19 protein-coding genes are annotated in these 20512 nt (G+C 76.0%); 11 read left to right on the forward strand and 8 right to left on the reverse strand.

Annotated elements, in window-relative coordinates; genetic code table 11:
• Positions 1–23: 23 nt before the first annotated feature.
• On the forward strand, positions 24–563 hold the full coding sequence (locus E9529_RS09685; protein WP_236830951.1) for an Rv3235 family protein: 540 nt from the start codon (positions 24–26) through the stop codon (positions 561–563).
• A gap of 22 nt (positions 564–585) precedes the next feature.
• On the opposite strand, the gene E9529_RS09690 is transcribed toward E9529_RS09685, so the two are convergent.
• The gene (locus E9529_RS09690; RefSeq protein WP_236830952.1) at positions 586–1221 is read right to left on the reverse strand and encodes a zf-HC2 domain-containing protein; all 636 of its coding nucleotides are present in this window, start codon (positions 1219–1221) and stop codon (positions 586–588) included.
• Positions 1218–1748, reverse strand: coding sequence for a sigma-70 family RNA polymerase sigma factor (locus E9529_RS09695; protein ID WP_236830953.1), 531 nt, complete (start codon positions 1746–1748; stop codon positions 1218–1220). Before E9529_RS09695 ends, E9529_RS09690 begins: the two co-directional genes overlap by 4 nt.
• Positions 1749–2026: 278 nt before the next feature.
• On the opposite strand from E9529_RS09695, the gene E9529_RS09700 reads away from it, so the two are divergent.
• The 9 genes from E9529_RS09700 to ribA all read left to right on the forward strand — a co-directional run bounded on the left by E9529_RS09700 (position 2027) and on the right by ribA (position 10822).
• Positions 2027–2824, forward strand: coding sequence for a class I SAM-dependent methyltransferase (locus E9529_RS09700; protein ID WP_236830954.1), 798 nt, complete (start codon positions 2027–2029; stop codon positions 2822–2824).
• Entirely contained in the window at positions 2821–3720 is a 900-nt protein-coding gene (locus E9529_RS09705; RefSeq protein ID WP_236830955.1) for a class I SAM-dependent methyltransferase, read from the forward strand. The genes E9529_RS09700 and E9529_RS09705 overlap by 4 nt, the downstream gene beginning before the upstream one ends.
• Positions 3721–3782: 62 nt before the next feature.
• A complete protein-coding gene (locus E9529_RS22425; protein ID WP_304505610.1) occupies positions 3783–6122 on the forward strand; it encodes a CDP-alcohol phosphatidyltransferase family protein in 2340 nt (779 codons plus the stop codon).
• On the forward strand, positions 6119–7102 hold the full coding sequence (locus tag E9529_RS09720) for a zinc-binding alcohol dehydrogenase (RefSeq protein ID WP_236830956.1): 984 nt from the start codon (positions 6119–6121) through the stop codon (positions 7100–7102). The genes E9529_RS22425 and E9529_RS09720 overlap by 4 nt, the downstream gene beginning before the upstream one ends.
• Positions 7103–7106: 4 nt before the next feature.
• On the forward strand, positions 7107–7505 hold the full coding sequence (locus tag E9529_RS09725; RefSeq protein ID WP_236830957.1) for a 6-carboxytetrahydropterin synthase: 399 nt from the start codon (positions 7107–7109) through the stop codon (positions 7503–7505).
• Positions 7502–8581, forward strand: a complete 1080-nt coding sequence (locus tag E9529_RS09730; RefSeq protein ID WP_236830958.1) for a glycosyltransferase family 4 protein — start codon at positions 7502–7504, stop codon at positions 8579–8581. Before E9529_RS09725 ends, E9529_RS09730 begins: the two co-directional genes overlap by 4 nt.
• An 18-nt stretch (positions 8582–8599) precedes the next feature.
• Positions 8600–9598, forward strand: a complete 999-nt coding sequence (locus tag E9529_RS09735) for a lysylphosphatidylglycerol synthase transmembrane domain-containing protein (protein WP_236830959.1) — start codon at positions 8600–8602, stop codon at positions 9596–9598.
• Positions 9591–10310: a RibD family protein gene (locus tag E9529_RS09740; protein WP_236830960.1), complete on the forward strand. Its 720-nt coding sequence runs from the start codon at positions 9591–9593 to the stop codon at positions 10308–10310. Before E9529_RS09735 ends, E9529_RS09740 begins: the two co-directional genes overlap by 8 nt.
• On the forward strand, positions 10307–10822 hold the full coding sequence (gene ribA / locus E9529_RS09745; protein ID WP_308195270.1) for a GTP cyclohydrolase II RibA: 516 nt from the start codon (positions 10307–10309) through the stop codon (positions 10820–10822). The genes E9529_RS09740 and ribA overlap by 4 nt, the downstream gene beginning before the upstream one ends.
• A 66-nt stretch (positions 10823–10888) precedes the next feature.
• Here ribA and secA read toward each other — a convergent pair whose 3' ends face one another.
• Positions 10889–13894, reverse strand: coding sequence for a preprotein translocase subunit SecA (gene secA, locus E9529_RS09750; RefSeq protein ID WP_236830961.1), 3006 nt, complete (start codon positions 13892–13894; stop codon positions 10889–10891).
• A gap of 83 nt (positions 13895–13977) precedes the next feature.
• On the opposite strand from secA, the gene E9529_RS09755 reads away from it, so the two are divergent.
• Positions 13978–14370, forward strand: coding sequence for a TIGR03618 family F420-dependent PPOX class oxidoreductase (locus E9529_RS09755; protein WP_236830962.1), 393 nt, complete (start codon positions 13978–13980; stop codon positions 14368–14370).
• A gap of 18 nt (positions 14371–14388) precedes the next feature.
• Here E9529_RS09755 and hpf read toward each other — a convergent pair whose 3' ends face one another.
• From hpf to mtrA, 5 genes are all read right to left on the reverse strand, one after another.
• Positions 14389–15081: a ribosome hibernation-promoting factor, HPF/YfiA family gene (gene hpf, locus E9529_RS09760; RefSeq protein ID WP_236830963.1), complete on the reverse strand. Its 693-nt coding sequence runs from the start codon at positions 15079–15081 to the stop codon at positions 14389–14391.
• Between the two features lie 40 nt (positions 15082–15121).
• Positions 15122–15883 carry a ComF family protein gene (locus E9529_RS09765; protein WP_236830964.1) on the reverse strand — a complete coding sequence of 254 codons (762 nt, stop codon included), beginning with the start codon at positions 15881–15883 and terminating at the stop codon, positions 15122–15124.
• A gap of 266 nt (positions 15884–16149) precedes the next feature.
• Positions 16150–17877 (reverse strand): LpqB family beta-propeller domain-containing protein, encoded by a 1728-nt coding sequence (locus tag E9529_RS09770; protein WP_236830965.1) that lies wholly within the window; start codon positions 17875–17877, stop codon positions 16150–16152.
• On the reverse strand, positions 17874–19601 hold the full coding sequence (gene mtrB / locus E9529_RS09775) for an MtrAB system histidine kinase MtrB (RefSeq protein WP_236830966.1): 1728 nt from the start codon (positions 19599–19601) through the stop codon (positions 17874–17876). The genes E9529_RS09770 and mtrB overlap by 4 nt, the downstream gene beginning before the upstream one ends.
• A 64-nt stretch (positions 19602–19665) precedes the next feature.
• Positions 19666–20382: an MtrAB system response regulator MtrA gene (gene mtrA, locus E9529_RS09780; protein ID WP_236825851.1), complete on the reverse strand. Its 717-nt coding sequence runs from the start codon at positions 20380–20382 to the stop codon at positions 19666–19668.
• Positions 20383–20512 lie beyond the last annotated feature (130 nt).

The raw sequence follows: 20512 nt of genomic DNA on the forward strand, positions 1-20512 counted from the left end.
CCGCCGAAACCCGGGAGTCCCCGATGACCGCACCGTCCCGCACCGCCCCCGCCGCCGCGCCGGCCCTGCAGCTCGCCGTGGTCCCGACCCCGCAGCCGCCCGGTGGGCTGCGCCCGGCGCTGCGCCTGGTCCACCCGGAGCGGGCGCTCCCGCTGCCGCAGCTGCCCCCGGGGCCCCGGCCGGGCGCCGTGTCCCCCGCGCGCAGCTCCGACGAGTTCGGGCCGGTGCTCACCGGACGGGCGGGGCTGCCGCCCGCGGGCGCGGCGGCCCGGCGGCTGGTGACCACCGCGCTCGAGGCGTTCGCCGGGCGGCGCCCGCTGGCGCAGCTGCAGCCGCTGACCTCGACCGGCGTCTACGCCGCGCTCGCGGCCGGGCGCCGTCCGCGGTGGTGCGCCGGGGGCAGCGCGCCCGTCGTGGTCGGCCCGGTCCGCGTCTGCGAGCCGGTGGACGGCGTCGCGGAGATCAGCGCCGTCGCCCACCGCGGCGGGCGCGCGCACGCCGTGGCGGCGCGGCTGGAGGGCATGGACGGCCGGTGGCGCTGCACCGCCCTGCAGATCGGCTGACCGGCCTGCGGGCGGCTCGCGGTCAGGCGGGCAGGGTGACCAGCGTGCGTCCGTCGCCGCCCACGACCTCCAGGCGGGCCAGCTGCTCGGGTGCGAGCGCGATCGTGCCGTTCCAGGAGAGCTCGCCCTCCCGGTCGGTGGTCCAGCTGCGGGTGCGGTGCCGCTCGCCGTCCCGGGCCACCGCCACCAGCCAGCACGTCGTCCCGCGCGGGAGGCCCTCCATGGTCAGCGAGACGCTCGATCCGTCGCCCTCGGCGGCGACCGTCGCCCAGGCGTGCACGTCCCCCGCGCTGCCCTGCATCGTCGCCGGTTCGGCGGGCCCCGGGCTCAGCACCACACCGGCGCCGATGCCCCCGCCGACCACCACCACCGCCGCGACGGCCCCGGCGAGGAGCCTGCGGTGGCGCAGGCGGACCGGGCGCACGGGCACCGCCGAGCGGCGCAGCCGCTGGAAGGAGACCTCACTGGGGACCGGGTCCTCCGCGCGCACGTCCCCCGGCCGCACCGCGGCCAGCAGCGGCGGCAGGCCGCTGAGCTCGTCGAGGGTCCGGCTGCACACGGGGCAGCCGCGCAGGTGGGCCGCCATGCCCATCCGGTCGTCCGGCTCCAGGGCGTCGAGCAGGTAGGCGCCGACGTCGACCTCCCGCGGGCAGCTCACGTCGTGACACCCCGCTCCTCGAGGACGAGCTTCAGCGCCTTGAGGGCGTAGAAGACGCGCGACTTCACCGTCCCGGGCGGCACACCCAGGACGACGGCCGCCTCGGCGACGGTACGCCCGGCGTAATAGGTGTGGAGCAGCACCTCGCGGTGCGCCGGGGTCAGCGCGGACAGCGCGTCGGCGACCAGCCAGCGGTCCAGGGCGGTGTCCACGCCGTCGTCCGCCGCCAGGTACGGGAGGGCCGCGTCGTCGACCTCGGCGGGACGGGCCAGGCGCGCCCGGTGGCGGTCGATGACGAGCCGGCGGGCGACCGTGAACAGCCACGGGCGCAGCGACCCACGCGCCGGGTCCATCACCTCTGGGTGCCGCCAGGCCTGCAGCAGGGTCTCCTGCACCACGTCCTCCGCGGCACCGCGGTCACCGCCGTTGAGCCTCATGACGAATCCCAGCAGCGGTCCGGCGTGCTCGTCCCAGAGCCTGCGCAGCAGCGCCTCGTCGGCCGCCTCCGGCACCCGGGATCGGCTCACCCCGAGCAGCATCCGGCTCACCGCCGTCGCTGTCGATACCCCGGCTCGCGGCTGCCCGATCCGGTGGGTCGCACGGAGCCCGGCGCTCCCGGACGGGCCGGCGCCGCGGTCGGCCCCGGTCGTCGTCCGCGTGGTGGTCACGTCCTCGTGAACGTGCGTCCGGGGCCGGTGGTTCAGCGTGCGCCCCGGCCAGGTGAACCGTCCCCGCCGCCGCTGCGTGCTCCCCGGTGAACCCGGAGCGGAGGCCACGTGCAGAGCAGACGACGGACGCCCACGCCGTGCCCGCCGCCCGCGGGGTGGTGAGCACCCCGGTGGTGCGTCAGGACGAGCGGGCGCCGTCCCGGACGGCGTTGTGGCGGGCCGGCGAAGCCGCGCACGCCCGCGGGGAGTACGTGGGCCAGGAGAGCTTCATGCGGGCCGGCGAGATCCGGGCGCTGGCCGCCCGCGCCGGCATCGGCCCCGGCGTCTCGGTGCTCGACCTCTGCTGCGGGGTCGCCGGGCCGGGCCGGATGATCACCGCGGAGTCCGGGTGCCGCTACCTGGGCGTGGACGGCTCCGCGAGCGCCGTGCAGACCGCCCGCGGCCTGGCCGGCGGATTGCCGTGCCGGTTCGAGCAGGCGCACGTCCCCCCGCTGCCCGACGGCCGCTTCGACGTCGTGCTGCTCCTGGAGACGATGCTGGCCTTCCGCGACAAGGCGGTCCTCGTCGAGGCGGTCGCCGGCGTCCTGCCGACGGCGGGCCGCTTCGCCTGCACCGTCGAGGAGGGCTCCCCGCTCACGCCCGGCGAGCGTGCCCTCATGCCGGATGCCGACACCGTGTGGCCGATCGGCCTCGCCGAGCTGACCGGCCTGCTGCGGGCGGCCGGCCTGGCCGTCACCTGGCAGGAGGAGTGGACGGCGGCCCACGCGGCGACGGCGTCGGCGCTGCTGCGCTCGTACGAGGCGGACGCGGCCGGCATCTCGGCGGCCATCGGCGGCCCCGCCCTGGCCGACCTGCTCCGCGCCCACCGGACGTGGGCCGACTGGCTCGGGTCCGGGCGGGTGCGCAAGTTCGCACTGGTGGCGGAGAAGCGGTGACCTACCCCTACACCCGCTTCCTGGCGGCCAAGAGGACCGTGGACGACCGCGCCCTCAACTCCCGGGTGCTCGCCGACCTCCGCGGTCTGCTGCCGCCGGGCGCCCGCCGGGTCGTGGAGATCGGGGCCGGGCTCGGCACGATGGTGGCCCGCCTCCTCGAGTGGGAGGTCCTCGACTCGGGCGAGTACGTCCTCCTGGACGTCGACCGGCAGCTGCTGCGGGACTCCCGCGGCTGGCTCTGCGGCTGGGCGGGCGAGCGGGGGGTCGCCACCGAGCTCCTGCCCGACGGGGTGCGGCTCGGCGAGCTGCGGGTGCGGCTGGTGGAGGCGGAGGTCGGCGACCACCTGGCCTCCGGCGGCGGGGAACCGGCCGACCTGCTGATCGCCAACGCCTTCCTCGACCTGGTCGACGTGCCCGCCGTCCTGCCCGGGCTGCTCCGGCTGGTGGTGCCCGGGGGCGCCTACTGGTTCACGGTCAACTTCGACGGCGAGAGCATCTTCCAGCCCGACCACCCGGCCGACGACGACGTCCTCACGGCCTACCACCGCACCATGGACCAGCGGGTCCGCTTCGGCCGCCCCGCCGGGGAGAGCCGGACCGGTCGCCACCTCTTCCACCACCTCCGGTCCGCCGGCGCGCCGGCCTCCTCGGTGGGGGCCTCCGACTGGGTCGTGCACCCCGGCCCGGACGGCGCCTACCCGGACGACGAGGCCTGGTTCCTCGAGGCCATCCTGCAGACGGTGGAGGACGCCCTGACCGGTCCCGCCGCACCGCCCGGGCTCGCCGGCTGGCTGGCGGTCCGCCGCGGTCAGCTCGCCGGGGGCGAGCTGGTCTACCTGGCCCACCAGCTCGACCTCGCCGGGCGGGTCCCCGGCCGGCGGTCCACCCCCTCCTGAACCGGCGCCCGCCGGCGTCCGTGCTCCCGGGCAGAGGCCGCCACGGACGGGACGGAGGTGCGATGCGCGCTCTCCGGCTCGAGGCGGTCCTCGGCGCTCTCGGCACCGCCGCCCTCCTCGGCGTCCTGTCGCTGACCGCCGGCCTCGACGCCGTGGGCTGGTCGGTGGGGCTCGCCTCCGGCTGGGCCGCGACCGCGCTGGTGGTCGCCGGCCGGGCCCGCCGCGGCGAGCCCGTCCTCCCGCCGGACCGGGTGACCCTCGGGCGGGCGGTGCTGACCGCCGGGGTCGCCGGGCTCGTCGCGAGCTCCGCCGACCGTCCGCTGCCGGTCACGGCGGTCGTCGTCCTCTCCTCCGTGGCGCTGGCGCTGGACAACGTGGACGGCCGGGTCGCCCGTCGCACCCGGACCGCCACGCCCTTCGGGGCCCGGTGCGACGGTGAGGTCGACGCCTTCCTGATCCTGGTCCTGAGCGTCGCGGTCGCCCGGGACCACGGCGCGTGGGTGCTGGCGATCGGCGCCGCCCGGTACGTGTTCCTGGCCGCCGGGTGGCTCCTCCCCTGGCTGGCCGCGCCGCTGCCGCCCCGGTACTGGGGCAAGGTCGTCGCCGCGTTCTCGGGCGTCGCGCTCACCGTCGCGGTCTCCGGTGTGCTGCCCCGCCCGGCCGGCGCGGTGGCGGTCGGGGTGGCGCTCCTGCTCGTCGTGGAGTCGTTCGGCCACAGCGTCGTCTGGCTGTACCGGACCGGCGCCGGACCGCGCACCCGCCGGGCGTTGCGGCTCACCACCGCCCTCGTCGCGGCAGGGGTGGTGTGGGCCGTCCTCGTCGCACCTCCCCGGCTCGACCAGCTCTCCCCGACCGCCTTCGCCCGCGTCCCGCTGGAGGGGCTGGCCCTGGTCGCGCTCGCGCTTGTGCTGCCGCCGCGCCCCCGGCGGGTCGTGGCAGCGGTGGCGGGCGTCGTCCTCGCGGTGCTCGCGGTCGTCAAGCTGCTCGACACCGGCTTCACCGCCCAGCTCGGCCGGCCGTTCAACCCGGTGCTCGACCACGGCGCGTTCGTCCCGGCGATCGAGGTGGTGCAGGACTCGGTCGGGGAGTCGGCGACCCTGGTCGTCCTCGGCCTGGCCGCGCTCGCCCTCGTCCTCGTGGTCGCCCTGGTCGTCGCGTCGACCGTGCGCCTCACCAGCGGCGCCGCCCGGCACCCGCGCCGATCGGTCCGGGGCCTGGCCGTCCTCGGCCTGGTGTGGACGGTCTGCGCCGCGCTGTCGCTGCAGCTCACCCCGGCCGGCCCCGTGGCCTCGACCAGCGCCGCCGGCCTGGCGCTGGCCCACGGCCGGGAGGTCAGCAGCGCCCTGGCGGACCAGCAGCGCTTCGACGCGGAGGTGCGCTCCGCCGACCCGCGCACCGCGCCGTCGAGCGGACCGGGGCCGCTCGCCGCGCTCCGCGGGAAGGACGTCGTCATCGCGTTCGTCGAGAGCTACGGCCGCATCGCCCTCGAGGACCCGGGGATCGCCCCCGGCGTCACCTCCGTGCTGCGCACCGGCACGACCCGCCTGGAGCGCGCCGGGTTCGAGGCGCGCAGCGCGTTCCTCGACTCGCCGACCTACGGCGGCTACAGCTGGCTGGCCCACGCGACCCTGCAGTCGGGGCTGTGGATCGACGGCCAGCCGCGCTACGACCGGCTCATGGCCAGCGACCGGCGAACGCTCAGCAGCGCCTTCGGCGCGGCGGGCTGGCGGACCGTCGGCGTCAACCCCGCCCACGACGGGCCGTGGCCGGAGGGCGCGTCGTTCTACGGCTACGACCGCGTCTACGACCAGCCCGGCCTCGGCTACGAGGGTCCGGGGTTCAGCTGGTCCCGGGTGCCCGACCAGTACACCCTGGCCGCCTTCGAGCGGCTCGAGCTCTGGCCGGGGCACCCCCCGGTGATGGCCCAGATCGACCTGGTCTCCTCGCACCAGCCGTGGACGCCGCTACCCTCCATGGTCCCCTGGGAGGAGCTCGGCGACGGGTCGGTCTTCCACGGCATGGCCGAGCAGGGCCTGTCGCCGGAGGAGGCCTGGCGCGACCCCGGGACGGTCCGCGAGCTGTACGCCCGGTCGATCCAGTACTCCCTGGAGGCGCTCGTCTCCTGGGTGGCCCACTTGGACGACGCCGACCTCGTCCTCGTCCTGGTCGGTGACCACCAGCCCCCCACGGCGATCAGCGCGCCCGACGCCGGCCGCGAGGTCCCCGTCTCGCTGGTGACCTCGGACCCAGCCGTGCTGGACGCCGTCGCCGCCTGGGACTGGCAGGCCGGGCTGCTGCCCGGGCCGACCGCGCCGGTGTGGCGCATGGACGCCTTCCGCGACCGGTTCCTGGACGCCTTCGGCACCGACCCGGCCGTCCGCGCCGAGGGACCGGTGCGGTGAGCGCCCCGGCGGCGCGGGCCTTCTGGCTGCGCGCACCGGGCGCCGGGGAGATCCGGTCCGTCCGGCTCCGCGAGCCGGGACCGGACGACGTCGTCGTCCGGGCGCTCCACTCGGGGATCAGCCGGGGCACGGAGACCCTCGTCTTCCGCGGCGAGGTCCCCGAGCACCAGCGCGAGGCCATGCGGGCGCCCTTCCAGGTCGGCGACCTCCCCGGGCCGGTGCAGTACGGGTACCTCAGCGTGGGCGTCGTGGAGCACGGCCCCGCCGCGCTGCTCGGCCGCACCGTGTTCTGCCTGCACCCGCACCAGACGGTCTACGTGGTCCCGGCCGACGCGGTGGTCCCGGTGCCCGACGGCGTCCCGCCCCGGCGGGCCGTGCTGGCCGGCACGGTCGAGACCGCGGTGAACGCGCTCTGGGACGCTCCCCCGCTGCTCGGTGACCGGGTCACCGTGGTGGGCGCCGGGATGGTCGGCTGCTGCGTCGCGCGGCTGCTGGCGCGCTTCCCGGCCACCGACGTCGAACTGGTCGACGTCGACGGCGCGCGTGCACCGGTGGCGGAGCGGCTCGGCGCCTCCTTCGCCGCGCCGGGCAGCGCCTCCGCCGGGCGCGACCTCGTGGTGCACGCGAGCGCGACCGCGGCGGGTCTCCAGCTGTCGATCGACCTGCTCCGGGCCGAGGGCACCGTCCTGGAGCTCAGCTGGTACGGCGACCGGGAGGTCACGCTGTCGCTCGGCGGCGCGTTCCACGCCCGGCGGCTGCAGCTGCGGGCCAGCCAGGTCGGGACCGTGGCACCGGCGCGCCGGAGCTCGCGGACCACCCGGGACCGGCTCGCCCTGGCGCTCGCCCTGCTGCGGGACGACGCCTTCGACGCGCTGCTCACCGGGGAGTCGCGCTTCGACGACCTGCCCGGGGTGTTGGCCCGCCTCGCCGACGGCCGGCTCCCGGCCCTCTGCCACACGATCGCCTACGACGAGGAGTGAGCACGTGTTCGCTGTGACGGTCCGCGACCACATGATGATCGCCCACAGCTTCACCGGCGAGGTGTTCGGCCCGGCCCAGCAGCTCCACGGTGCCACGTACGTCGTCGACGCGACCCTGCGCCGCGCGGAGCTCGACGCCGACGGCGTGGTCGTGGACATCGGCGCGTTCGCCGGTCTGCTGCACGAGGTGCTGGGCGAGCTGACGTACCGGAACCTCGACGACGACCCCGCCTTGGCCGGCACGAACACCACGACCGAGGCCCTGGCCCGCGTGGTCGCCGACCGGCTGGCGGACCGGATCCACCGGGGTGCCCTCGGCCCCGGCGGGCAGGCGGCGGCCGACCTGGCCGTCACGCTGCACGAGTCGCACATCGCGTGGGCGACCTACGACCGGCCGCTGTGAGACACGTCCACGTCGTCGTCCCGGCGGGCATCGACGAGCCCGCCCGGGTCAGCGGCGGCAACCGGTACGACCGCGAGGTCTGCGACGACCTGCGCCGGGCCGGGTGGCAGGTCACCGAGATCGCCGCGGACGGGGCGTGGCCGGGACCGGACCCGCCGGCGCTGGCCGCCCTGGCGCGCGCGCTGGACGGAGTGGCGGACGGCGCACTGGTCCTCGCCGACGGGCTGGTCGCCTCGGCCGCCCGGGCCGTGCTCGAGCCCCGCTCGCGCCGGCTGCGGCTCGTGGTGCTGGTGCACATGGTCTTCGGCGGCGACGCCGTCGGGGCCGGCGACGAAGCTGCCGTGCTCGGGGCCGCCCGGGCCGTGGTCACCACCAGCGACTGGACCCGGCGCCGCCTGCTGGACCGGTACGACCTGCCCGCGGCCGCGGTGCACGTCGCCCACCCCGGCACCCGGCCGGCGCCCGTGAGCCCCCCGTCGGCCGGCGGCGGACGGCTGCTGTGCGTCGGGACGCTGGCGCCGGTCAAGGGCCAGGACCTGCTGGTCGCCGCCCTCGGTGGCCTCGCCGGGCTCCCCTGGTGGTGCACGCTGGTCGGCTCGAGGGACCGGTGCCCGCGGTTCACCGCCGCACTGGAGCGCCGGGTCGCGGCCGCCGGGCTCGGCGACCGGGTCCGGATCACCGGCGTCCGCACCGGGGAGGCGCTGCGTCGCACGTTCCAGGAGGCCGACCTGCTCGTCGTCCCCTCCCGGGCCGAGACCTACGGCATGGTGGTCGCCGAGGCGCTGGCCGCCGGCCTGCCCGTGCTCGCCACCCGGGTCGGCGGTCTCCCGGAGTCGCTCGGCGGCACCGCGGCGGGCCTCCCGGGGTTCCTCGTGCCGCCGGACGACGACGCGGCCCTCCGGGCCGCCCTCGCCGCCTGGCTCACCGACCGCGCGCTCCGCGGCCGCCTGCGGGACGCCGCCCTGCTCCGGAGGGCGGAGCTGCCGGGCTGGCCGGCCACGGGGACGCGCATCCGCAAGGTCCTGTCCGCGGTCGGCGCTGAACCGCCCGCGCCCGCGATCCGTGTCGACCGGTGAGACGGACGGAGGCCGGGCGTGAGCGGACGCGTGTGGGCGAGGGCACGCGTCCTCGGCGGCGTCCTCGTCCTGGCCGTGCTGGTCTGGCGGCTGGGTGCGGAGCCGTTCCTGGACGGCATCCGCGGGCTCGGTCCGGGGGCGCTGGTGGCCGCGGCGGCCATCGGCGCCGGGACGACGGTCTGCTCGGCCTGGCGCTGGCGTGCCGTGGCCGCGGCGCTCGGGGTCGGACTGCCGATGCGCGCGGCGGTCGCCGCCTACTACCGGGGGCAGCTGCTCAACAGCCTGCTCCCCGGGGGCGTGGTCGGGGACGTCTACCGCGGCGTGCGGCACGGGGCCGACGTCGGCGACCTCGGCCGGGCACTGCGCGCCGTGGTCTGGGAGCGGGTCGCCGGCCAGGTGGTCCAGGCGACGATGGCGCTGGCGGTGCTCACGACCTTCCCCTCGCCGCTGCGGGGGTGGGCGCTCGCGGTGGCCGCCGTCGGAGCCGTGGCCGCCGGCGTGCTGCTGCTCACCGGCCGCGGCCTGGTGCGGCGCGGTCCGGCCCGCCCGGCGCGGGTGGCACGCGCGGTCGCGGCCGAGGTCCGGACGGCGCTGCTGCAGCCCTCGACCTGGCCGCCCGTGCTGGTCGCGTCCGTCCTCGCGGTGCTCGGCTACCTCGGCACCTTCCTGATCGCCGCGCGCGCGGCGGGCGTGGACGGCCCGCCCTCGCAGCTGCTCCCGCTGGCCCTCGTCGTCCTGCTGGCCGCCGCCATCCCGGTCAACGTCGGTGGCTGGGGACCGCGGGAGGGCGTGGCGGCGTGGGTCTTCGCGACCGCGGGCTGGGGCGCCGCTGCCGGCGCGAGCGTCGCCACCGCCTTCGGCGTGCTGGTCCTGGTGTCGGTGCTCCCCGGCGTCGCCGTCCTGGTCGCCGACCGGAGGCACCCGTCGCGGCCGCGCCCCACCCCGACGGCGGCGCGCGGGCCGGGGAGCGACCGCGTGCAGGACGAGGTTCGAGAGGACGGAGCACTGCATGGCTGACCGGCCCTACACCCTGCTCAGCTGCGGCATGTCGATCGACGGCTACCTGGACGGCACGGACGCCGCCCGGCTGCTGCTGTCCAACGACGCCGACTTCGACCGGGTCGACGCGGAACGTGCCCGCTGCGACGCGATCCTGGTCGGCGCCGCCACGGTCCGGAACGACAACCCCCGCCTGCTGGTCCGGTCGGCCGCCCGCCGGGCCGAGCGGGTGGCGCGCGGGCTCCCCGCGTCCCCGGCCAAGGTGACGCTCACCCGTCGGGGGGAGCTCACGCCCTCGGCCGCCTTCTTCACCACGGGGGACGCGGAGAAGATCGTCTACTGCCCCACCGGCGCGGCCGGCGACGTCCGGCTCCGGCTCGGCGCGCTCGCGACCGTCGTCGACACGGGGCCGGCAGCGGACGTCGACCCGGCTGCCGTGCTCGAGGACCTCTCCGCCCGCGGCGTCGACCGGGTGATGGTCGAGGGCGGCGGGACCGTCCTCACCCAGTTCCTGACCGCCGACCTGGCCGACGAGCTGCACCTGGTGGTGGCGCCCCTGTTCGTCGGCGACTCCCGCGCGCCGCGGCTGGTCGGTGACGGCTGCTTCCCGTGGCGCGCGCACCACCGGGCGGCCCTGGCCGGCGTGCAGCAGATCGGCGACGTGGCGCTGCTCCGCTACGCGCTCTCCGACCGCTTCTGCGCCGAGCACGTGACCGGTGGGGACCGGTGACGGCGCCGCCGCCGGCCGCGCAGATCCGCACCCGGAGCGAGTGCCTGACGGGGGACGTCTTCGGCAGCCAGCGCTGCGACTGCGGGCCCCAGCTGCGCGAGGCGGTGGAGCGGATCACGGTGACCGGTGGCCACCTCCTCTACCTCCGGCAGGAGGGGCGGGGCATCGGCCTCTACGACAAGCTGGACGCCTACGCGCTGCAGGACACCGGCCTGGACACCTACGAGGCCAACGTCGCGCTCGGGCACGAGCCGGACGAGCGGGACTACACGGCCGCCGCCCAGATGCTGCACGCCCTCGGCGTGCCCACGTTGTCGCTCCTCACCAACAACCCGGACAAGGCGGCCCAGCTGTCCCGGCTCGGGCTCACCGTGGCGGAGCGGGTCCCCACCGGCGTGCACGTCTCCCCCGCGAACGTCACCTACCTGTCCGCCAAGGCCCGGCGCGGCCACGACGGCCTGCACCGGGCCGCGCTGCTGGCCGACGGCGCGCCCGAGGTGCCGGCCGGCTGACCGGGATGCGACGACGCCCCGCCGACCGATCGGTCGGCGGGGCGTCGTCAGCGGCGCGGGGCCTGCTCAGGCGCCGGCAGCCCCGTGGCACTGCTTGTACTTCCGGCCCGAGCCGCACGGGCAGGGCGCGTTCCGCGGGGTCTCCTTGGTGCCGGTGACCGTCGCCGTCTTCGCCGCCTTGGCGCGGCCGCTCTCGGCCGGGGAGGCGTCGAGGCTGGGCGCGGAGTACGTGAGGTTCTCCGGCGCGCGGCGCGGCTCCTCCAGGCCCTTCACCGTGAGCTCCGGGGCGGCCTTCTCGACCACCGGCTCCGCGGGTGCCTCGGGAGCGGGCGCCTCAGCCGCGGGCGCCCCAGCCGCGGGCGCCTCGGCCGCGGGTGCCGCCTCGGTCACGGGCGCCGCCGGCGCCTCCGGGACGGGCGCGGACCGGCGGGCCGTGGCGGCCGCCGCCGTCCCGGCCGCCGCGCGCGCCGCGGCGGCCTGGCGGGCGAGCACCCGGGCGGTGCCCTCCTGCGCGGCGGCCAGCGCCTTCGCCTCGGCCTCGGCCTGCTCGGCCTGCGCCTCGGCGTCCTGCTGCTCCTTGGTCTTCACCTCGAGGTTGAACAGGAAGCCGACGGACTCCTCCTTGATGCCGTCGAGCATCGCCACGAACATGTCGTAGCCCTCGCGCTGGTACTCCACGACGGGGTCGCGGTTGGCCATGGCGCGCAGATGGATGCCGGCCCGCAGGTAGTCCATCTCGTAGAGGTGCTCGCGCCACTTGCGGTCGAGCACGCTGAGCAGCACCCGCCGCTCCAGCTCGCGCATGACCTCCGACCCGAGCGTGGTCTCCCGCTCCTCGTAGGCGCGGTGGACGTCGTCGAGCATCGCGGTCTTGAGGTCCTCGGCGGAGAGGTCGGACTGCTCGCCGCCGGCCTTGTCCGCGATCAGCTCGTCGACGGTGAACCCGACCGGGTACAGCGCCTTGAGGCCGGTCCACAGCTGGTCGAGGTCCCAGTCCTCCGCGTACCCGGTCTCGGTGGCGCCGTCCACGTAGGCGGAGACGACGTCGTCGACCATGGAGCGCACCTGCTCGTGCAGGTCGGCACCCTCGAGCACCTTGCGCCGCTCGTCGTAGATGACGGTGCGCTGGCGGTTGAGGACCTCGTCGTACTTGAGGACGTTCTTGCGGACCTCGAAGTTCTGCTGCTCCACCTGGGTCTGCGCCGAGAGGATCGCCCGGCTGACCATCTTGGACTCGATCGGCTGGTCGTCGGGCACCCGCAGGGTGTTCATCATCGACTCGAGCATCGGGCCGTTGAACCGGCGCATGAGGTCGTCGCCCAGCGAGAGGTAGAACCGCGACTCGCCCGGGTCGCCCTGGCGGCCCGACCGGCCGCGCAGCTGGTTGTCGATGCGCCGGCTCTCGTGCCGCTCGGTGCCGAGGACGTAGAGGCCCCCGGCCTCGGTGACCTCCTCGTGCTCGGCCTTGACCTGCGCCCTGGCGGCGTCCAGCGCCTCGTCCCAGGCCGCCTCGTACTCCTCCGGGGTCTCCGCCGGGGAGAGCCCGCGGGCGCGCAGCGCCTCGTCGGCGATGAACTCGGCGTTGCCGCCGAGCTGGATGTCGGTGCCGCGACCGGCCATGTTGGTGGCCACGGTGACCGCCCCGGGACGGCCGGCCTGGGCGACGATCGCCGCCTCGCGCGCGTGGTTCTTCGCGTTCAGCACCTCGTGCGGGATGCCGCGCCGCAGCAGGAACTTCGAGAGGACCTCGGACTTCTCGACGCTCGCGGTGCCGACCAGCACCGGCTGCCCCGCCTCGTGCCGCTCGGCGATGTCGTCGACGACGGCGTCGAACTTGGCCTTCTCCGTCTTGTAGATGACGTCGGAGCGGTCCTGCCGGACCATCGGCCGGTTGGTCGGGATCGGGACGACGCCCAGCTTGTAGGTCTGGTGCAGCTCGGCGGCCTCGGTCTGCGCCGTGCCGGTCATCCCGGAGAGCTTCTCGTAGAGCCGGAAGTAGTTCTGGAGGGTGATCGTGGCGAGCGTCTGGTTCTCGTCCTTGATCTTCACCTTCTCCTTGGCCTCGATGGCCTGGTGCATGCCCTCGTTGTAGCGGCGGCCGGCCAGCACGCGGCCGGTGAACTCGTCGACGATGAGCACCTCGCCGTTGCTGACGATGTACTGCTGGTCCTTCTTGAACAGCTCCTTGGCCTTGAGGGCGTTGTTCAGGTAGCTGATCAGCGGGGTGTTGGCCGCCTCGTACAGGTTGTCGATGCCGAGCTGGTCCTCGACGAACTCGACGCCCTCCTCGGTGACGGCGACGGTGCGCTTGTCCTCCTCCACCTCGTAGTGGACGTCGCGCTTCATCATCGGGACCAGGCGGGCGAACTCGCCGTACCACTTGGCGCTGGTCTCCGCCGGGCCGCTGATGATCAGCGGGGTGCGCGCCTCGTCGATGAGGATGGAGTCGACCTCGTCGACGATCGCGAAGTGGTGGCCGCGCTGCACCAGGTCGGCCTTGCTCCAGGCCATGTTGTCGCGCAGGTAGTCGAAGCCGAACTCGTTGTTCGTGCCGTAGGTGATGTCGCAGGCGTACAGCTCGCGCCGCTGGGCGGGCGTCTGGCCCGACAGGATGCTGCCGACCGACAGCCCCAGGAAGCGGTGCACCCGCCCCATCCACTCGGCGTCGCGCTTGGCCAGGTAGTCGTTGACCGTGACGACGTGGACGCCCTTGCCGGTCAGCGCGTTGAGGTAGGCCGGGAGGACGCCGGTGAGCGTCTTGCCCTCACCGGTGCGCATCTCGGCGATGTTGCCCAGGTGCAGCGCCGCGCCACCCATGAGCTGCACGCGGAAGTGCCGCTGCCCCAGGGTGCGGGTGGCCGCCTCGCGGACGACGGCGAACGCCTCGGGCAGCAGCGAGTCGAGGGACTCGCCGTCGGCGTGGCGCTCCCTGAACTCGTCGGTCTTCGCCCGCAGCTCCGCGTCGGAGAGGTCGGTGTAGTCGTCGGCGAGCGACTCCACCGCGTCAGCGATTCTGCCGAGGCGTCGGACGAGCTTGCCCTCACCGGCACGGAGGATCTTCGAGAACAGCACGCCCCCAGCGTAGGCGGCCCGGCCACGGGTGCGGACGTGGCGACCGCCCGGGGCACCACGCGTCGCATCCGTACGCTGCAGCGATGGCTCGCGATCCGTCCGACCCGGGCGCCGGACTGCTGGAGTTCCTCACCGAGCGGCACCTCGCGACGCTGACCACGCTGCGTCCCGACGGCACGCCGCACGTCGTGCCGGTCGGCGTCACCTACGACGCGGCCACGCGCACCGCCCGGGTGATCACCTCGGGCACCTCCGCCAAGGTCCGGCACGTCCGCGCGGGGCAGGCGCGGGTCGCCGTCTGCCAGGTCGACGGGCGGCGCTGGGCCACGCTGGAGGGGGCGGCGGTGGTGCGCGACGACGCCGCGGCGGTGGCCGACGCCGTCGATCGGTACGCGCAGCGGTACCGCCAGCCGCGGCAGAACCCGGCCCGCGTGGTCATCGAGATCTCGGTGGACCGCATCCTCGGCAACGCCTGAGCGGACGCCCCGCCCGGGTCAGGCGTTCGCCGGTTGCGCGGCCGCGGCCGGCGCGGACGCCGGGGCGCTGCCGTCCTGCGACACGGGAGCGAGCCGGATGAGGCCGTAGTCGTAGGCGTGCCGGCGGTAGACCACCGTCGGCTGGCCGGTGTCGGCGCACTGGAACAGGAAGAAGTCGTGGCCGACCAGCTCCATCTCGTGGAGCGCCTGGTCGACGGTCATCGGCGTCGCCGGGTGGTGCTTCTCCCGGACGATCTGCCCGGGCAGGTGCTCGTCGAGGTCGGTGACGTGCGGCCCCGAGGCCAGCTCGCGGTCGAGCTCGAGCTGCTGCTCGATGGTCAGCTCGGGGCGGCCGGGGTCCAGCGCGGCACCGGTCAGGCGCACGCTGTCGGGTGTCCGGCGGCCGTGGTGCACCCGGCGGCGGTCCGCCGCCCGGCGCAGCCGGTTGTCCAGCTTCCCGCTGGCCAGGTCGAGCGCCGCGTAGAAGTCCGGGCCCGCGGCCTCGGCGCGGACCACCGGACCCTTGCCGCGCAGGGTGATCTCCACGCGCTGGCAGCTGGCCGACTGGCGGGGGTTCTTCTCGTGGAAGAGCTCGACGTCGATGCGGGACAGCTTGGCGTCGAAGCGCTCCAGCTGCCCGACCTTGTCCTCGACGTGCTGGCGGTAGTGCTCGGGGACTTCGACGTTGCGACCACGGACCACGATCTCCATGAGACCTCCCGGTTGGGGACGGGTTTCGGTCGCTTCGACGCTAGTCGCTCCCCCGGGTCGGCGACAGTCGATCGAGGTCGCCGTGGAGGGGCGCCAGGGGCGGTCCGGCCGGCGCCCGCGGGGTGGCCGCGACGACCGCCGCGACCACCGGACCGGCCGCCCCGGGGAGGGCTTGGAGCACCCGCGCCGCCTCGGTCAGCGTGGCCCCGGTGGTGACGACGTCGTCGACCAGCACGACCAGGGCGCCGGCGGGCCGGACGGGGCCGGCGACCTCGAACGTGCCGGTCAGGTTGGCCCGCCGCTCGCCGGCGGACAGCCCGGAGGAGTCGCGGACGCGGCCCCGGCGGCGCAGCACCCGCCCCTCGGCGGCGACCACCCCGGCCGCCCGCAGCTCGGCCACCGCGTGCCGGGTCAGCTCCCGCACGTGGTCCCGGCCGCGGGACCGGAGGGCGGCCCGGGACGCGGGGACCGGCACGAGCAGCAGCGGCGGCTCCCCGTCGACGCCCAGCCGGACGGCGGCGACGGCGAGTGCCAGCGCGGTGCCCAGCGGCGCGGCGAGCTCCGCCCGCCCCTGCTCCTTGAAGGCGTTGACCACGGGGCGCACCGGGCCGGCGTAGGCCGCGGCGGCGACCGTCGGCGGGAAGCCCGCCGGGAACCGCCGGGGCGACGCGAGGTGCGGCGTCGCCAGCAGCCGGGCGCAGCGGGGGCACAGCACCACCTGGGGCTCCCCGCACCCGGCGCAGCAGCGCGGCAGCACCAGGTCGGCCAGCGCCGACGGCACCCCGGCGATCGCGCTGAGCATCACGGCAGCTTATGGCCCCGTCCAGAGGCTCGGGCCGAGCTCGCGAGGCCTGAGGAGGACGGGGCCTCCTCCTGTGGACGGCGCCCGGCCCAGGTGCCTGCGGGTCGACCCGCTCGACCGACCGTCGAGCCGCGCCCTGGTGCGGCCTGTCGGTCGGTGGAGCGGCTCGACCTCGCCACCGTGCGCACCGGCCGACCCCGACGCGGTCTCCAGCGTGGTGCGCTCGATGTCATCGGAGCCCTCTCGGAGCCCTCTGGCTGCCGACCTCAGCTCGGGTAGAAGGGCGCCGTCCCGGGCAGCGGCTCGGCGCCGCGGACGAGGGTCACCCACCGGCCGCCGGAGAGCTGCCAGATGGTGGCGCCGGCGCTCACCAGCGCCTGCCGCGACGGGGCGACCGCCAGCGCGGTCGGCTGGCTGGGCAGGCCGGACGTGGAGACCGGGGCCAGCCCCCACCCGTCGACGCCGACCGTGTACGGGACGATCCGTTCCTCCCCGGCGTCGCCCGCGAGCACCATGAGGCTGCCGCTGTCGCGCCAGCCGACGTCGATCACCCCGGACAGGGTGGGCGCCACGTCGCGCAGGTCGCGCAGCACGACCGCGCCGTCGTCCGCGGCCCGGACCACGGTGCCGACGTGCACCCGGCGGCCCAGGGAGCCGTCGACCACCACGGCGGCGCGGACGCCGTCGGGCGAGAGCTGCAGCACCTCGGCGCGCCCCAGCCCCGGGAGGGTGGGGGCGGCCACCGGCTGCGGCGGCCCCCCGGCCGGGACCCGCACGACCTCGGCGCCGTCCCGCACCACCCACGCCTCGGTGCGGGTGGCCGCGACGGTGGGCGCGCTGATCGAGCCCCCGCTGAGCACGGGGGCCAGCTCCCCGTCGTAGGGACCGGCGAGCAGGGTGGCCCCCGTCTCGTCCGTGCGGACGCCGACGAGGAAGGACAGCTGCCCACCGGCCGCCGCGACGGCGGCGCTGTCCAGCTGGTAGCGGCCGTCACCGGCCGGGCCGGGCACCGGGTCGCCGCGCGGGACGGTCTCCACGGCCCCGGCGTCGACGTAGTGGCCGACCCCGTCGACCGGGACCGCGTCCGGGTCGAAGGAGGCCCAGTCCTCGATGGTCTGCTGCCGCGGCACGCCGTTGGGGGTGACCGGCTCCCCGTCGAGCAGGACGACGACGTTGACGATCCGCGGCCGCACCAGCTGCTGCAGGCTCCAGACCAGCTGCGCGGAGACCTCGGCGAGCAGCGGGGCGGGCTCCGCCGGCAGGCCGCTGAGCTCCACCGTGGCGGTCTGCCCCTCGACGGTGACCGAGGAGGTCAGCTCCACGCCGCTCAGCGGGTTGACGACGCCGGCGGCCAGCGCCGCGGACGGCCCGGTGATCAGCCGCTCCACCAGCGCGGTGGGCTGGGACTCGCCGCGGATGAGGTAGCGCGGGTCGGGCACCACGCGCGAGTAGGTCGGGTCGAGGAAGTAGGCGTCCACCGGGTCGTAGAGCCGCCGGAAGTCCGGCTCGAGCATGATCAGCCCGTCGGGCGGGTTGGTGATCCGCCACTCCCCGTCGACCTGCTCCAGCGTGAAGTCCCGCGTGAAGACGCCGCGGTCGGCGACCGTGAACACCCCGCGGGGGTCGACGGTGCCGATCAGGTTGGCGGTCACGGTGACCGCGCCGTCGTCCGTCGTCACCACGGCGTAGTCGCTGCCGATGACGCTGATCCCGCTGTCGTCCTGCCAGGTCTCGGCCGGGCCGGGCGCGAGGTACTGCCGGGCCACCGGGTGGCGCCGGACGGTGCTGGCCGCGGCGTCGATGAACTGGCGCACGATCTCCTCGGCGCTGGCTCCCGGCACCGGGGCGACCGGCTCGATGCCGACGGCCTCGGGCACCCGGGCCGGCGCCTGGGTGATCAGCACCGTGGCCGAGTCGGTCGGCACGGTGGAGCAGGAGGCCAGGGTCAGCACCGCCGTCAGCAGCGCCAGGACGACCGTGGCACGCCGGGTCACCGCAGCGCCCCCGGGCGGCGGAGCTTCACCGGGCGCAGCGGCAGCGGCGAGCTGGTCAGGTCGGTGCCGGCCAGCAGCGGCAGGGTGAGCCGGAACTGGGCGCCCGCGCCGGGCTGGCCCCACACCTGCAGCCAGCCGCCGTGCAGGCGGGCGTCCTCGAGGCTGATCGACAGGCCGAGCCCGCTGCCGCCGACGGTGCGCACCCGCGAGGGGTCGGCCCGCCAGAACCGGTCGAACACGTGCTGGGCCTCCCCGGGGCTCAGCCCGACGCCGTGGTCGCGCACGGTGACCGCGGCCGCCGACCGGTTGGCCGCGAGGGTGATCTCCACCGGGTGCCCGGCCCCGTGCTCGATGGCGTTGCCGACGAGGTTGCGCAGGATCCGCTCGACCCGGCGGACGTCGACCTCGGCGAGGACGCTCTCGTCGGGCCGGGTGACCACCAGCTCGCAGGCGTGCCGCTCGGCGAGCGCGCCCATCCCGTCGACGACCCGGCCGACCAGCGCCCCCATGTCGGCCGGGGCGGAGTCGAGGACGGCGGCGCCGGCGTCGTACCGGCTGATCTCCAGCAGGTCGGTGAGCAGGGCCTCGAACCGGTCGAGCTCGGCGCGCAGCAGCTCGGCGGAGCGGGCCACGTGCGCGGGGAAGTCCTCCCGGGCCTCGTGCAGCACGTCCGCGGCCATCTGCACGGTGGTCAGCGGGGTCCGCAGCTCGTGCGACACGTCGGAGGTGAAGCGCTGCTGCAGCTGGGACAACCCCTCCAGCTGGGTGATCTGCCGCTGCAGGCTGTCGGCCATCGCGTTGAAGCTGGTGGCCAGCCGCGCCAGGTCGTCCTCGCCGCGGACCACCATCCGCTCCTCGAGCTGGCCCTCGGCGAGCCGCTGCGCGGTCCCGGCCGCCTGCCGCACCGGGTCGACCACCAGCCGGGTGACCAGGACGCCGATGCCGACCACGAGCAGGGTCAGCGCGACGCCGCTGATGGCCACCGTGGTGCGGATCAGGCCGAGGCTCTCCTGCTCCTGCTGCAGCGGGAAGACGTAGTAGAGCTCGATCCGGTCCGGGCCCTGCGCGTCCCCGGTGACCGGCGCGCCCACCACGAGGCTGGGGCGGGGGTCCCCCGCGTCGCCGGGGACCATGTCGTACTTCGACGCCTGGTTGCCGGCGTCCACCGCGGCCCGGAGCTCCTGGGGCAGCGCGGCGGTGAGCGGTCGCTGGTTGGTGGCGGGGATCTCGGTGCCGCCGGAGGGGCGGTAGAGCATGACGACGTCGAAGTCGCCGGCCGCCCCGCCGCGGTCGAGCAGCTGGTTCACCGTGCGGGCGAGGGTGGCGCGGACGCTGGCGGCGTCGCCGGTCGCGATGCCGGCCACCTCGCTCTGCGCGTAGACCACGCCGGCCTGCACCTGGTCGATGGCGGCCTGCCGCTTGACGTCGAGCAGCTGGTCCTTGATCTGGCTGAACAGCACCAGGCTGACGATCACGACCACGGTGCCGGCGAGCAGCATCGCGATGGCGCCGATGCGCACCTGCAGCGACGAGCGCCAGGCCTGCGCCGTCCGGGCGGCGAGCTCGCGCAGGGTCCGCTGGGTGCGGCGGCGTGCCCGCCCGGCCCGGCGGCGGAGCCCGCGCCCCAGCCGGGCCAGCTCCTCGCGGGTCCCCGGCCTGCCGCCACCCCCTGGTCCGGGCCGGCCGGCGTCCGTGCCCGTCTCGGGGGTCCGGGTGGCGGTCACCGCTCCAGTGTCACCCGGCCGGGGGTGGGCGCGGGGAGGCCGCGCGCGCTGCGGCCCGCCTCGGTCACGGCGGACCGGCCTTGTAGCCGACGCCGCGCACGGTGAGCACGACCTCGGGCTTCTCGGGGTCCTTCTCGACCTTGGCCCGCAGCCGCTGCACGTGCACGTTGACCAGGCGGGTGTCGGCGGCGTGCCGGTAGCCCCACACCTGCTCGAGCAGCAGTTCCCGGGTGAACACCTGGCGCGGCTTGCGGGCCAGCGCCACCAGCAGGTCGAACTCCAGCGGGGTCAGCGCGATGGGGACGCCGTCCCGGCTGACCTGGTGGGCCGGGACGTCGATCTGCACGTCACCGATGCTCAGGTTCTCCGCCTGCCCGGTCTCCCCCCGCCGCAGCTGCGCCCGGACGCGGGCGACCAGCTCGACGGGCTTGAACGGCTTGGTGACGTAGTCGTCGGCGCCGGCCTCGAGCCCCTGGACGACGTCGATCGTGTCGCCCTTGGCGGTGAGCATCACGATCGGCACCGTCGACTGGGTGCGGATGTCCTGGCAGATCTGCAGCCCGTTGCGCCCGGGCAGCATCAGGTCCAGCAGCACCAGGTCGGGCCGGGTCTGCTGGAAGACGCCGACCGCCCGGTTGCCGTCGGAGACGAAGGCGGGTTCGTACCCCTCGCGCCGCAGCACGATGCCGAGCATCTCGGCGAGGGCGGCGTCGTCGTCGACGACGAGGACACGGCCGCGGCTGGGCCCGTTCTGGGGAGCGGAAGGTGGCACGGCGACCATTCTGCGCTGTTCAGGGCGTTGAGGGAGTCCCGCCCCACCCGCGCGGGTGGCTGCCGGGACGCGTGGGACCCCACGGGGCATAGGAAGCAATCCCTGCGCATCGGACCCCGAAGACGCAGGTGGAGCTTCC

The sequence above is a fragment of the Blastococcus sp. KM273128 genome, from assembly GCF_021698975.1.
Taxonomy (GTDB): Bacteria; Actinomycetota; Actinomycetes; order Mycobacteriales; family Geodermatophilaceae; genus Blastococcus.

Bases quoted from the DNA above. Each gene is read 5' to 3' on its own strand.
- E9529_RS09685 (WP_236830951.1), top strand. From the start codon at position 24: ATGACCGCACCGTCCCGCACCGCCCCCGCCGCCGCGCCGGCCCTGCAG.
- E9529_RS22425 (WP_304505610.1), top strand. From the start codon at position 3,783: ATGCGCGCTCTCCGGCTCGAGGCGGTCCTCGGCGCTCTCGGCACCGCC.
- E9529_RS09740 (WP_236830960.1), top strand. From the start codon at position 9,591: ATGGCTGACCGGCCCTACACCCTGCTCAGCTGCGGCATGTCGATCGAC.
- E9529_RS09755 (WP_236830962.1), top strand. From the start codon at position 13,978: ATGGCTCGCGATCCGTCCGACCCGGGCGCCGGACTGCTGGAGTTCCTC.
- hpf (WP_236830963.1), bottom strand. From the start codon at position 15,081: ATGGAGATCGTGGTCCGTGGTCGCAACGTCGAAGTCCCCGAGCACTAC.
- E9529_RS09765 (WP_236830964.1), bottom strand. From the start codon at position 15,883: ATGCTCAGCGCGATCGCCGGGGTGCCGTCGGCGCTGGCCGACCTGGTG.
- mtrA (WP_236825851.1), bottom strand. From the start codon at position 20,382: ATGGTCGCCGTGCCACCTTCCGCTCCCCAGAACGGGCCCAGCCGCGGC.